This is a genomic window from Vibrio sp. C8, assembly GCF_054051265.1.
Genome location: NZ_JBPAOE010000008.1, coordinates 76630 through 89788 on the forward strand (window position 1 = coordinate 76630; position 13159 = coordinate 89788).

Genomic DNA, 13159 nt, shown 5'->3' on the forward strand with positions numbered 1-13159 from the left:
AGCAATTGTTGTTCAGAAAACATTCAGTCAATCAGCTTTCTAAGCTCATATACATCTCTAGAACTAAAACCAACAGCCGGATCTACGAGATGCAACTTGAAGTTATCGCTAAGACACATTGGTTGGGTATCTATGACAATGTTCGAAGATGAACTGTCACTAATAGAAAACTCTAGATCGTAAACTTTGCTGCCATCTTTGCCTTTAAACCCTACAAAGAACTCCGGATGAAGATGATTCTCTTTAAATCCGTTGCGAAGGAATAATTCAGATAGCTTATTTTTTTCACCATAGAATGAGTACCGCCATAGAGAATGAACTTTCAATTTTGCGTTCGTACTTTCCAGTAACTCAACTAGATTATGTACCGAATTTGGTAAGAAGTTTATGTGTGATAAATCGTACTTTAGATTCGCAGGCGATGTCTTATTCGGCTCTCCACCTGACCAAGGGAATAGCACCCCAGTTATGCTCGTATAAATCGTTACATAGGCTTCAATGGAGATATCGACGCAGAACATCCCATCATCGATATAAACGTCGCTATCACGTTCCCAGCCACGAATTTCTCTATTGCTCAATAAATGCTGCAAACGAGGAGCATGCTTATGTGAAAGAGTTAACTTTTTTGTAGTAGTCATATTAAATGAAATGGATTTCAATCTAGTTGAGTCACTACATAGGATTAGCACCTTAAGGTGCTAATTTATGCTTCTGTAGGGTTTCAATAACATCATTCAGTGCTAGTAAAACGCCATTTATTTTTTCTGTCTCTGAGTTCACTGACTCAAGTTTCGGCTCCAATACATCCTTGATGCTCGGCAACAGATTACCCGCGAACTGATAGCCTTCAGATTGACCGTATAGCTGCAACTTGCGCTTCTCCAAATAATCAGCGTTTTCTTTAACTTCTAACAATGCTTTAGCTAGCTTATCTTTTGAAGACTCTATCAACTTTTTAGTTTTGACTCGCGATATATTGTTACCAGGAATCAACTTAACCTTTGCATCAAAGTCAGATGCTTTCTCGTAGAGAGCATTTCTAGCCCATTTATCTGCATAGCGAAACAATGCATTTTTATTCAACAGCCGAGCTAATTGATTATGAGTCAAGTATCGTAATTGCTTATCATTGACCAAAATTTCCTCATCTCTTTCTATACAAATCAGCTTTATCTCTGTAATAAGCTCATTCAATGAGAAATCGCCATTTTCAAAACTCTTCATAGCGCTGTAGAACGGCTCTCTAAGTCCAACCATGAAAAATCTCCGCCCTTAAAATACCTAATATATTAGGTTGATTACAAGAGTGCAAATGTTCGATAAAGGCATTTCTGTCACATCTAACTTGTGGCTCAAATTTATCGAAATAATAATAATGAACATAATCGCAAAAGAATTTGCTAAAAATATAAAAAATCAAAGAGTTGAAAAAGGAATCGCTCAGCAGAAGCTAAGTCTTCTTTGTGGATTTGATAAAAATTATATCGGGTGCCTAGAAAGAGCACAGAGTCGAGTAACTTTAGAGAAAGTCTACATCATTGCCGCTGCATTAGATTGCTCAGTGCTAGATTTGCTACCGAAAGAAAATCCTAACCGAATTGCGAATATGATTAAGCTTGATCAACCTAAGTCCTAAGTAGCGAATAGAATCATCTCACATTAACCAACAGTCATTTTGAATTGAACAATAAGGAACAAGCCACGATACTCAATGATTGCACGGTGAGCAAAAAAGCTAAGCCATAACTGACAAGTGTTGATTAATCGTCTTGAAAGGGTTTTTATATTGACTAGTCATGTGGATTAGCCATTGGATTGAAGTAACTAAAATTCTTGTCCATAGTAAAAGACAACGCTCCGCCATTGGTCAATAGACCTATTTTATCTCCACTTCGCACTATTATTACCCCTTTATACTCTATACCTTCTACTATCACTGTAATGCATTTACTTTCCCAGTACTTACTGTTTGTTTCACATATGTCCTTGTTCAGCTTCAGCGAACGTTCTGCGACCAATTTGCCATGGTCAGATGCAATTTCAGGCAAAAATACCCAAAGAAGTACAAAAAAACTCAATAACAATAAAGCTAATAACATTGCATAAGAACCTATCAAAGAAATCCAAAAGTCCTTGTTATGCCTATTAATAGTATTCTTTGTCGTTTTGAAAAAAATGATTATATACATACGGTATAGCGTACTGATAATCAAACAAAACAAACACTTATTACGAATAATAATTTTAAAACACTAACATCTAATACCGTTAAAAACTTTGTTCCCAGATCTTGACTAGCAAAATATGTCCATAGAAGTGTTTCTTCCCATTCCAACCGGAATAAGTAGTAGTAAAATCCGTTTCCACGAAGATAACCAGTATAATAAGCCAATCCGTAAATCTGAGCTGTCTTTAAGATTAAACCAGAACTTAAAATAGCAAAAAATACTATTTTTATATAAATAAAAACATTTACCTTCATTTAAAAACCAAAATTTGCATAATTACTTACACGTTAAAAATATTATATTACATCAATAGAAGATAACTTTAACCACTTAACCTCATTGTTATTATCACTCGTCAAATAGCATTTATTTCACACATATTAATTCCCAATTTTCATTTGAGCATATAACTCCACACAATTCCAACACATAGGAACCATTCAGAAAATTATTTTTAATAATTTTATTCAAAGCTATTTCAATAAAACTATCTGATGCAACATACTGCTTTTTTAAAGGTATGAGTTCTCCGGTAGATATAGGTAAATTAGTTGGACTCCACACACGGTTATTTACATATGTTTCAATACAACCTTTAACACAATCAATAGATTTATTATATTTTGCAATACCGAAAGACCAACCTTTTAATTTATTTAATACGATCCGATTACTTCGATTTACAAACTCAACAGGTTTATCAAAATTCTCTAGGTCAACATCAGAACATGTAAATATACTGTATATATTTATAGGTTCACTTATGTGGTATTCTTTTGGAGGAAATGCAAGGATTTCTATAATTTGAAATGCATTAAATAGACCTAAAATACCTTTACTAGATAGAAATTCTATAGATGTTTGGAAAACTTCCCATTCTTGGATTCTTTGATCTGTTGGAATCAAACAATTTTTAGAAAATCTCATTAGTACTCTTTAATCTGCACAGTCATATGGTTTATATCAAATTAGTCAACTAAACTCATAATGAATGATTAAATTCTTTGAAGCAACTATGAGTATCTGAGAATGTTATGAACAACAGTTCTATGATTCGATTGGTTAACTTATCACGAAGATCGAATCCTATGGTGAATAGACGTGTAGGATCATTTTTGACAACATTAAGCACCTTACTTAGGAAAATATGTGCTTATGGGTCGCCTAGTGCACCTTGGTCATCGCAATATCAATGACAACATCGCCATTAGCTACTTGATCGACCTACTACTGAATGTTGCAGTCAATCGTGGTATTGATTTCCTTCCTTGTTGGGATGAGGTTCATAGCTCTAACATGAGCAAGGTTTGTCGCAACGAAAAAGAGTATGGCGATACGGAAGCGTTCTATGCTGAGCAAGGTATTAAACTGATGGCGGTACAAAAAGGCGACTATCTCATCGCGAAATGTGCAGAAGACTTCGTGTCTGAAAGTAAAACCATTCGTCAAGGTAAAGTCCTGAAGTCCGTTTATTACCGTCCAGCAAACCTAGAAGCTCTAACTCAATAGTTTTTTAACTGCTTTTTCAATGTCAGCTGTCTTTAGGCGCGCGGAATCGCAGATAAAAAAAGGCCACCTTGGGAGCAAGGTGGCTAATGAGACTATAAAAAGCCTAACAAGAACGAGAATGTATCACTCTTATTAATGCTAATAGTGTGCCAACTTTTAAATAAACATTAACTCGTTGATATTTAAAGAAATTAATTTTTCACTCTTAATATAAACAATAAGTTAGTACACAAGACCTTTTGAAACTGACCCAGATTTGTGCTCAGTGCACCAAAACTAATCGAAAACCAAGTATGGTTTACCAGCGATAGAGACACATCTCACAGAAGTGTTAAACACATTACGTAAATTCTCTTCACTTAAGACTTCTGCCGGCTCACCGATACTCTGTACGACACCTTGTTCAAGCAGCAATACTTTGTCTGCGTTCTGCAAGCTCCGGTTTAAATCGTGGTTCGCCATAACAACAGCCAATCCCTCTTGTGCCATTTTCGCAATCAATTGATAAAGCATGCCTTCTTGGGCGATATCTAAAGGTGCACCGGGTTCATCAAGAATAAGTAGCTGAGAGTGTGGGTTGATAGCAGGCCAAACTTGCAGACAACTGCCTGCGAGTCGCACACGTTGCCATTCTCCACCAGATAACTGATGAATAGAGCGGTGAAGCTTATCGTCAATCTTCAATATATGAGTAAACAGCTTCACGGCCTCTTTAACTTTAGAGTCTTGCAGTGAACTATTAATGGGGAGAGATAAAGCGAGGTATTGGAAGACATCAAGATTAAAAGCGGGCTTCTCGCTTTGAGATAGGTAAGCTCTGCGCAAAGCCAACTCACTAAGAGAGTTTTTCTTGATATCAAAATCGTCGAGGAAAACATCTCCTGCACAGTCAATCACTCCCGCCAATGCAGAGAGAAGCGTGCTTTTACCACTGCCATTAGGACCAACAACATGAAGTATTTCGCCGGCTTGGCATTGGAATGACAAAGGCAATAAACGTTTTTTAACGTGCAGGCTATTAACGCGAATCATGATTTCTCACCAGCATCCAAATAAAAATGGGTGCGCCAATAGTGGTAGTGACAACGCCTAATGGTAACTCAGCAGAATCCAGAGCCAAGCGCGCAACAATATCAGCTAATACCATCAGAAGAGCGCCACTGACAGCACTTAGTGGCAATAGCATGCGGTTTTCAGAGCCTAGTGCTAAACGCAATAAATGGGGTACCACCAAGCCAACAAAGCCTATCACGCCTCCTAGGGCAACCGCAGCGCCCACTAAAACGGATACGGCGATGATCAGTTTCCAGCGAATGCTGACTACATCTACACCTAGCTGTTTTGCATGGGTTTCTCCCAGCATCAGTTTATCCAATGCTGAACCCTGATATAGCAACCATGCCATAATCGGCAATGCGATAAGAGTAAGAGTATGTTGATACCAACTAGCTCCGCCAATACTCCCCATAAGCCAATACATAAGTTGACGTAAACTCAGTTCATCACTGAAATAAAACGCCCATGTGACGACGGAACCAGACAAAATGCCCAGCGCCACGCCTACCAAAAGCAGTCGGGTTGTTGTAAGTCTCATTGCGTTGGCGATAAACACCAGCAATAAAGTGAAGATCAGAGCCCCTATAATTGCAGAAATCATAAAAGCTTCAGGGCTAGCAATAGCCGGAAAGAAGAACAGCAGGACAACCATCGCAACGCTTGCACCGCCAGAGATCCCTATAATCCCGGGCTCTGCCAGCACGTTACCAAGTAACACTTGAAGGGTAGCACCGGAAACCGCTAGTGCAGCGCCAATCATCATGGCTGCAAAAAGCCTTGGCAAACGTAAATCAAACACCAAACGAGTTTCGAGTGCATCAAATGAACTGAAAGGCGAGATAAAGATTTCACCAACCATCAGATAGACCACGCTGGCTAATGCTAACAATGTGAGCAAAAGGTAGCCTGCTCGCATCCAGCGCCGCTGCTTAAGCAGCATGAGTTGACTAAAATCCATAGACGTTCATGTAAAAAATAACAGTTCAAAAAAGAATGGCTTAACCTTACCGTTAAGCCATTCAAATATAAAGCTTCAATATAGAAGACCAGAAATAAACCTGTTAATCGTATACCGCTTGACCGTCTTCATAACGAATTTTTACTTTACACACCATAAGTGCAGCCCGCTCGCCTACCGCGGCATATCGATTCGGAAACACAATCGCTTCCTCTTCATTCTTCGCCATCAGTGGTTTATCGCCATCATGACCAAACACTTCACCGTGCATAAAGCTCGTAAAGTTAGAGATACTATCATCAAACAAGAAATCAAAGTCGTCATGGATGCGAACAATTGTCCGGCTCACGCGATACATCGTAGCCTTTCTAGGCAAATGTTCAGATTGGCTTCTGGAAATCAAATCACGTAGCGACAAATCAAATGCCGTTAGGCACTGCAAATCGTTAGAGCCGATTTCAGCGACACGACCCAGTTCAATCATCATGGCTTGTGCGGCATAGTTTTCCGCACTGTACCAACTAAAAGTACTTGCTGGCGCATTAGAGAACATCACTGCATCGATGTGACCATTCTCAACAAAATCCAAGAGTTCTTTACTGCGCACTGGATGACGAGATTTAGGGCTGATTGCAAATGAATAATGTTTTGAATCACGAAAAGCGCAATGCAGATCTAAATGCCAGCGAGACTTTACCTCACTCTCAGCATAGAAATCCTTAATTACCAGTTTAAGGTTATCTGCAATGGCTAGCTCTTTGCTTTCTTCGTGGGCTTTTTCGTCAAACAGATGATTCAAGTCTTCATCCAATGAACGCACATGCAGCTTGGTCGCTTCAGGATTCGCAATGATGAATAAACATCTTTCATTTACTGTCTGGAAACCACTCAGAATGTCATTCACGAGTTTATCGATAAGCTCCATTGGAGCCGTTTCATCACCATGAATACCACAAGAAATAACGATGTTTTTGGTATCGTCATCGTGTTTAGCTGGCACAACTTCTAAAATACCGCGTTGAAGCAATTTGAGAGTGACGCCTGCCGGTGTAGTCACCGCTGTACACTTTACGGATTGTTCAAGATCTAGACTGTCGAAGAGAAAAGATTGGCGAAATAGAGACTTCGTCATGCGCTACTCCTTTATTGCACAGCGGTATGTTAAAGAATTGAGCAAACAATTTATGTTGAAGCGATCTCACTTATTGAGCTGAACTTCAATATAAAATGAAATATGCCTGCTGTACTTTGATAACCTGTTCGACTATTAACTGAATGACATTGAAGGCGAATTCTATCCTAACTGCTATTGAGACTCTATACCCTAGAAGTTCCAATTCGTTGAAACGCTTGTCTTAAATCTCAATTTTGGATTTTCTTTTATAACACACCGCAGTTTACAACTTTGAGTTTGGTCCCTTTAGTACTTTTACTAAACCAGCAGCGACGAAAAGAACCTCTGTAGAGATATCTCCAATCCATTGATTCATCAAACCTGCATGTTCAATAAATAGACGCGATACTTCTCCTTCCGGTGTTAGCCCCATGCCGACTTCGTTGGATACCAAGGTGATATCTGCCCGACTCTGTTTTAACACATTGATAAGATGCTTGATGACTAGCTCTATTTGTTTCGAATCGCGCATTTGACCATGATTGTAAATCACGTTATTCAACCAAAGTGTCAAGCAGTCCACCAGCACTACATCCTCACTAGATAACTGCTCAAGCATTTGCGCCAATTCGTAAGGGCTTTCGTGTTCAATCCAATCTTTTCCGCGCTGATTTTGGTGATGTTGTATTCGAACCTCCATCTCCTCATCAAATGCGATCGCTGTTGCTACATAGTGCAAAGCTTTTGCACTATCAAAACGCACTTTGCTCTTTGCTAATTGCTCAGCAAAGCTGGACTTTCCGCTTCTTGCCCCACCAAGTATCAACCGCACTGTCACCACGCAGCCCCTAGAACGGGTAAACCATTTTGCGCAAAAACGACAACCACAAGATAGATCATTAATTCCATTAGCTGTTGTGCCGCCCCCAAACAATCACCGGTAAATCCTCCAAGTCGACGGATCAACCAACGTCTGAATAGCTGACGAAAAACAACCGCTAAAGCAATAAGAACTAGAGTCAAATAACCATCTAACAGTACGCAAGGTACTAAACCAGTAATCACAACCACAGCCAATTCGTTGTAGCTCTGTTTGTGGGCTAACGGTTTACTTTTGCTGGTATCACTATCGGAAACATAGGGCGTATTGAAGATGAAGGATGACGCGACAGCGCGACTTAACGTGTAGCCCACCAACCAAATGGGAATGAGAGAAATGATGTCACTGGCCGCTACCAGCAACACATATTTCCCCAGCAGAGCCATTATTAACGCAACCGAGCCATAAGTGCCGATCCGGCTATCTTTCATGATGCTTAAACGACGCTCTACCGTCATTCCGCCACCAACACCATCCGCCATATCGGCAAGTCCATCTTCATGGAAGGCTCCGGTCAGCATCAAGCTAAGCACCATAGTCAAAAAAATACTGATTTCAGACGTCAAAAGCAGATCGACTAATGCATAGAAGCCAGCGCAAATTGCTCCTAAAAGTATGCCAACTAGCGCAAAATATCGGCCAGACTGATTCATCCTTTCACTGTTATAAGGCAAATTGGCGGGCACAGGAATTCGAGAAAAGAAACTGAGCGCCAAAAGAAACAGTTCAAACTGATATTTGAATCTGGCCAGCATTACACTGTCACTCCTGCCTCAGCAAAACTCGCCATGTTGTTGTAAAACTCGACGGCTGATTTAATGAGTGGAACTGCGAGAACCGCGCCTGTACCTTCGCCGAGTCTCAGATGCAGGTTCAACATAGGCGTTGCTTCTAATAAATTCAGCACCTTTTTATGCCCCGATTCGTCAGAACAGTGCGCAAATATCATATAGTCTCGACAATCTGGTTCAATAAGCGTGGCAACATAAGCGGCGACCGTGACGATAAACCCATCCACTAGCACAGGTGTGCGCTTACGATAAGCACCTAAAAATGCGCCTACCATTTGCACGATCTCGTATCCACCAACCTCTGCAAGCACCTCTTTCACGCCCTTGCCTTTAGAGCGTTCTACGCCTTTTGCGACCAGTTGATACTTTTTCTCAAGCTGCTGATCAGAAATACCCGTGCCTTTACCGACACACTCTTCAACAGGTAAATCAGACAAGCTGGCTAATAGAGCCGCTGCACTTGAAGTATTAGCAATGCCCATCTCACCGAACATCACCAAGTTGCTACCAGCATCAATCACACTTTCAACCAGTGACTGACCGTACTCTAGTCCTTGATCAACTTGCTCTAACGACATAGCTGGCTGGTTAGCAAAGTTCTCGGTGCGAACACCTAAACGTTGAACAATAAAATCCGGATGCTGCACGTCCACTGGTAACAATATCCCTGTATCAATGACCTTCATCGCCACATTGTTTGCACGGCAGAAACAGTTGATAGCAGCACCACCCGCCAAAAAATTCAGTACCATCTGTTGTGTTACAGCGCTAGGAGCAATACTGATCCCTTCATCCGCAATACCGTGGTCTCCGGCAAATACCAGTACCGTTGGTTGTTGAATCGCAATTCGTTCAACCGCTTGTTGCTGCCCCTGACTTTGAATTAATGCCAGTTGATGAGCAACTTGCTCTAACTGCCCTAAAGCACCTAATGGTTTGGTTTTTTGATTAATACGGTGCCAAATTGCATCGTTAAACGATAGATCTAACATTATTGATTCCTTGAACAATGCTTAAATTTTAAAAGAGATGACGCAGTCTACTCACAAAATCCATCCGACGCCAAACCTACAAAGCGCCAATAAATGGAATACTTGTATATTGTCGAGTAATTAGCTTAATTTCACTACATGACATTAAACATCTGGGAAGCAACGATGAAAGACGCCCCTTTTACAACAACAAACAAACCCATTCTCATTATCGCGGGAGCATCGGGTTTAGTCGGTTCATCTTGTTTAGACATTGCTTTCAATGAGCATGCACTTGAACATATTTTTACCTTGAGCAGAAAGCCATTTGCGCCGGAACCTCTAGCAGCAGATGGTAAGTTAACCCAGCTTATAGATGCAGAACTGAACATAAAACATTGGGAAAACTCAAACAGTCGCCCTACATTGGGGATCATCGCACTGGGCACGACCTTAAAACAGGCAGGTTCAAAACAAGGATTGGAAAAAGTTGATTTCGAACTCGTTTGTCATGTCGCTCAGCAAATGAAATTGCTCGGAGTTGAAAGGTTAGCGGTTGTTTCTAGTTACGGCGCCCACCCAAGATCTCGCTCCCATTATTTACGTTGCAAAGGTCGAATGGAAGAAACCATTCGTCAAATCGGCTTTTCGCATGTCACATTCGTCAGGCCAGGTCCTTTAGTAGGCAAGAGAACCATCACTCGCCCAGATGAAGTTCTACTGCAAAACTTTATGAAAGTCGGCAAATACCTGATGTTTGGAAAACTAAGAAATCTCGTCCCAATAAGCGCAGAGGCAGTGGCCAGAAGTATGCTCTACAGCTTGTTCGATACAGATTCAAAGCATGTGACCATACTCGATAGCATCGCCATGCGACACATGCTGGAAAAGTACCGTTAAGATCAGACCATAACTTGCCCAATAGTTAGCCAGACAATGCGATAAGTTACTGAACAAACGCTTGTAACACGCCATGGTGATTGCTTAGTCGTATGGGGGATGTTCTAATACCTGTAAATCTTTCAGCGATTTGGTAATCACACATGCAGCAGGAAAACTCGCCAACTTACTTCTTCTTCGATTATGAGACTTGGGGCACTAACCCAGCGAAAGATCGTCCTAGTCAGTTTGCTGGCGTACGTACCGATATGGATTTTAATATTATCGGTGAACCATTAGTTATCTACTGCCAATTACCTAGCGATTATTTACCTGCACCAGAGGCAGCGCTAATAACAGGTATCACGCCACAAAAGGCGATGGCTCAAGGTCTACCTGAGCCAGAGTTCATTGCTCGTATTCATCACGAACTTTCTCAGCCAAATACCACCAGCCTTGGTTACAACAGCATTCGATTCGATGACGAAGTCACGCGTTATACTTGCTATCGCAATTTTTTCGACCCGTATTCTTGGAGCTGGCAGAACAGCAACTCGCGTTGGGACTTACTCGATGTGATGCGTGCATGCCATGCCCTTCGTCCTGAAGGCATTGTTTGGCCGGAAAACGAAGATGGGTTCACTAGCTTCAAACTTGAGCACCTATCAAAAGCCAACGGTATTGAACACGAAAATGCGCATGATGCGATGGCTGACGTGATTGCTACTATTGAGCTGGCTAAGAAAGTTAAAGCCGCACAACCAAAGCTGTTTGATTACTTCTTTACCATGCGCCATAAGCGCAAACTCAATGAGTTGGTGGATATCGTCAATATGACACCACTGATGCATGTCTCCGGAATGTTAGGCAGAGAATGCCAATACACCAGTTGGATTGTGCCTATTGCTTGGCATCCAACCAATCAAAATGCTGTGATTGTGGCTGACTTAGCCAAAGATCCTCAGCCTTTAATTGAGCTTTCCAGTGATGAACTGCATACGCGTCTTTATACCAAACGTGATGAGCTTGCACCGGACGAACTGCCTGTTCATGTCAAATTGGTTCATCTCAACAAGTGCCCTATTCTTGCACCCGCGAAGACGTTAACCGCTGAAAACGCTGAGAAGATAGGCATCAATCGCGAACAGTGTTTAGCGAACTTAGCACTGATTCGTCAGCATCCAGAGATCCGAGAAAAGCTGGTTGCACTGTTTTCGATTGAACGTGAATATGAACAGAGCACCGATGTCGATACGCAGTTATACGAAGGTTTCTTCTCTCCGGCGGACAAAGCGTCGATGGAGATTATACGCAGTACACCACCAGAAAATTTGGCAGCACTGGACATCACTTTTGCCGACAAAAGAATCGAGCCTTTATTATTCCGTTATCGTGCCCGTCACTTCCCATGGACACTGGATGAAAATGAACAGCGCCGCTGGGCGAATCACTGTCGTGATTTTTATGAGTCGCGAATTGAAGATTACATGCTCAATTTAGAAAACTTAGTTCATGAGCATGAGAGTGACGAAAAGAAAATCGCTATTTTAAAATCTGTCTATCAATACGTCTCAAAACTCGTTTCCTAGGGGCTATGTCCCTAGGTTTATCTATACATATAAATGGCAACAACGTTTCATGGCTCAAACCGCACTTAAATACCTAGTCTCAATGGGAATGATATTTCTCTGCTTGCTGGCAGGTAATAATCTTCAAACTTGGTTAGGCATTTCTATTCCTGGCAGTATTATTGGCATGCTGATCCTGTTTGGCCTCATGTCGAGCGGACTCTTACCGTCATCTTGGGTGAAGCCAAGTGCAAGCTTATTCATTCGCTATATGGTTCTACTTTTCATCCCGACCAGTGTCGGTCTTATGGTGCATTTCGACATACTAATAAACAACATTTGGTCTATCTTAGCCAGTGCCATCGGTGGTACTACATTAGTGCTTGTGATCCTAGCCTTCTCACTTGATCGCATTTTGAAAAAAGGAGGCAAATGATGTGGTTGCTAGTCACTATCGCGGTGTTCTTTGTTTCTAGATGGATCGCTCGCAAGCTAAATTCACCGTTTGCCAACCCACTGTTGATTAGCATAGGTCTAATCATCCCTGCTCTGATGTTGCTGAAAATCCCTTATGAGACTTACGAGCGAGACAACCTATGGGTGAACTACATGCTTCAACCCGCCGTCGTTGCCTTAGCTTACCCTTTGTATGAACAACTTCCTCAGATTCGTGCAAACTGGAAAATCATCATGCTTGCCTGTGGTGTCGGAAGCGTACTTTCTATGCTGACGACTGGGATCATTGCCGCATCAATGAATGTTGATATCGCTTTAATTGCAGCACTCATGGGTAAATCTGTCACCACACCGATAGCGATGGAAGTGGCAAATAATTTAGGTGGAGAGCCAGCAATTGCAGCCATAATGGTATTGCTGGTTGGCGTTTTTGGCGCCATTGTGGCGTACCCAATTTATAACATGCTGAATATCACACATCCCATTGCTCGAGGCTTAACTATGGGTAATGTCTCCCACGCCCTCGGCACAGCGACTTGTGCGGAAAAAGATCAGAAAGATGCGGCTTTTAGTTCACTCGCTCTGGTCGTTTGCGGTGTCATAACCTCTGTTCTTGCCCCGAGTTTATTTGCTTTTGTCCTTTGGTTTGTTCACTAACTCTTTGACATATCTATTTAATTAGGCTCAGACAGCATTTGCTGTAGATTCTGAGCCTTATTCCTATCTATCAACCTCATATGTGTGAC

General features: G+C 41.5%; 15 protein-coding genes and 1 pseudogene. 6 read left to right on the forward strand and 10 right to left on the reverse strand.

Annotation, left to right across the window (positions count from 1 at the left end; translation table 11 throughout):
- Positions 1-23: 23 nt before the first annotated feature.
- Together ACRQQK_RS04910 and ACRQQK_RS04915 are read right to left on the reverse strand one after the other, a co-directional pair.
- Positions 24-641 carry a hypothetical protein gene (locus ACRQQK_RS04910; RefSeq protein ID WP_102967187.1) on the reverse strand — a complete coding sequence of 206 codons (618 nt, stop codon included), beginning with the start codon at positions 639-641 and terminating at the stop codon, positions 24-26.
- 52 nt (positions 642-693) lie between these two features.
- On the reverse strand, positions 694-1260 hold the full coding sequence (locus ACRQQK_RS04915; RefSeq protein ID WP_102967186.1) for a hypothetical protein: 567 nt from the start codon (positions 1258-1260) through the stop codon (positions 694-696).
- Positions 1261-1315: 55 nt separating this feature from the next.
- Here ACRQQK_RS04915 and ACRQQK_RS04920 point away from each other — a divergent pair, with 55 nt between their 5' ends.
- Positions 1316-1639, forward strand: coding sequence for a helix-turn-helix domain-containing protein (locus tag ACRQQK_RS04920; RefSeq protein ID WP_258006854.1), 324 nt, complete (start codon positions 1316-1318; stop codon positions 1637-1639).
- A gap of 154 nt (positions 1640-1793) precedes the next feature.
- On the opposite strand, the gene ACRQQK_RS04925 is transcribed toward ACRQQK_RS04920, so the two are convergent.
- Together ACRQQK_RS04925 and ACRQQK_RS04930 are read right to left on the reverse strand one after the other, a co-directional pair.
- A complete protein-coding gene (locus ACRQQK_RS04925; protein WP_146742617.1) occupies positions 1794-2102 on the reverse strand; it encodes a hypothetical protein in 309 nt (102 codons plus the stop codon).
- A 495-nt stretch (positions 2103-2597) separates the two neighbouring features.
- A complete protein-coding gene (locus ACRQQK_RS04930; protein WP_102967183.1) occupies positions 2598-3158 on the reverse strand; it encodes a hypothetical protein in 561 nt (186 codons plus the stop codon).
- A 219-nt stretch (positions 3159-3377) separates the two neighbouring features.
- On the opposite strand from ACRQQK_RS04930, the pseudogene ACRQQK_RS04935 reads away from it, so the two are divergent.
- A pseudogene (locus ACRQQK_RS04935) lies at positions 3378-3740 on the forward strand (nucleoside triphosphate pyrophosphohydrolase family protein); the annotation flags it as partial.
- 276 nt (positions 3741-4016) lie between these two features.
- Here the strand turns inward: ACRQQK_RS04935 and btuD are convergent.
- From btuD to cobT, 6 genes are all read right to left on the reverse strand, one after another.
- Positions 4017-4772, reverse strand: coding sequence for a vitamin B12 ABC transporter ATP-binding protein BtuD (gene btuD, locus ACRQQK_RS04940; RefSeq protein ID WP_457510277.1), 756 nt, complete (start codon positions 4770-4772; stop codon positions 4017-4019).
- The gene (gene btuC, locus ACRQQK_RS04945) at positions 4759-5754 is read right to left on the reverse strand and encodes a vitamin B12 ABC transporter permease BtuC (protein ID WP_457510278.1); all 996 of its coding nucleotides are present in this window, start codon (positions 5752-5754) and stop codon (positions 4759-4761) included. Before btuC ends, btuD begins: the two co-directional genes overlap by 14 nt.
- A gap of 103 nt (positions 5755-5857) precedes the next feature.
- Positions 5858-6886 carry a succinylglutamate desuccinylase gene (locus ACRQQK_RS04950; protein WP_171137418.1) on the reverse strand — a complete coding sequence of 343 codons (1029 nt, stop codon included), beginning with the start codon at positions 6884-6886 and terminating at the stop codon, positions 5858-5860.
- A gap of 265 nt (positions 6887-7151) precedes the next feature.
- Entirely contained in the window at positions 7152-7706 is a 555-nt protein-coding gene (gene cobU, locus ACRQQK_RS04955; RefSeq protein WP_457510280.1) for a bifunctional adenosylcobinamide kinase/adenosylcobinamide-phosphate guanylyltransferase, read from the reverse strand.
- The gene (locus tag ACRQQK_RS04960; RefSeq protein ID WP_457510282.1) at positions 7703-8503 is read right to left on the reverse strand and encodes an adenosylcobinamide-GDP ribazoletransferase; all 801 of its coding nucleotides are present in this window, start codon (positions 8501-8503) and stop codon (positions 7703-7705) included. Before ACRQQK_RS04960 ends, cobU begins: the two co-directional genes overlap by 4 nt.
- Positions 8503-9531: a nicotinate-nucleotide--dimethylbenzimidazole phosphoribosyltransferase gene (gene cobT / locus ACRQQK_RS04965; protein WP_457510284.1), complete on the reverse strand. Its 1029-nt coding sequence runs from the start codon at positions 9529-9531 to the stop codon at positions 8503-8505. Before cobT ends, ACRQQK_RS04960 begins: the two co-directional genes overlap by 1 nt.
- Before the next feature lie 165 nt (positions 9532-9696).
- Here cobT and ACRQQK_RS04970 point away from each other — a divergent pair, with 165 nt between their 5' ends.
- The 4 genes from ACRQQK_RS04970 to ACRQQK_RS04985 all read left to right on the forward strand — a co-directional run bounded on the left by ACRQQK_RS04970 (position 9697) and on the right by ACRQQK_RS04985 (position 13070).
- Complete coding sequence (locus ACRQQK_RS04970; protein WP_457510285.1) at positions 9697-10410, forward strand: NAD(P)H-binding protein; 714 nt, start codon at positions 9697-9699, stop codon at positions 10408-10410.
- Between the two features lie 143 nt (positions 10411-10553).
- On the forward strand, positions 10554-11978 hold the full coding sequence (gene sbcB / locus ACRQQK_RS04975; RefSeq protein ID WP_457510286.1) for an exodeoxyribonuclease I: 1425 nt from the start codon (positions 10554-10556) through the stop codon (positions 11976-11978).
- A 49-nt stretch (positions 11979-12027) separates the two neighbouring features.
- Positions 12028-12393: a CidA/LrgA family protein gene (locus ACRQQK_RS04980; RefSeq protein WP_457510287.1), complete on the forward strand. Its 366-nt coding sequence runs from the start codon at positions 12028-12030 to the stop codon at positions 12391-12393.
- Complete coding sequence (locus ACRQQK_RS04985; protein WP_457510300.1) at positions 12393-13070, forward strand: LrgB family protein; 678 nt, start codon at positions 12393-12395, stop codon at positions 13068-13070. Before ACRQQK_RS04980 ends, ACRQQK_RS04985 begins: the two co-directional genes overlap by 1 nt.
- The last annotated feature ends 89 nt before the right edge of the window (positions 13071-13159 follow it).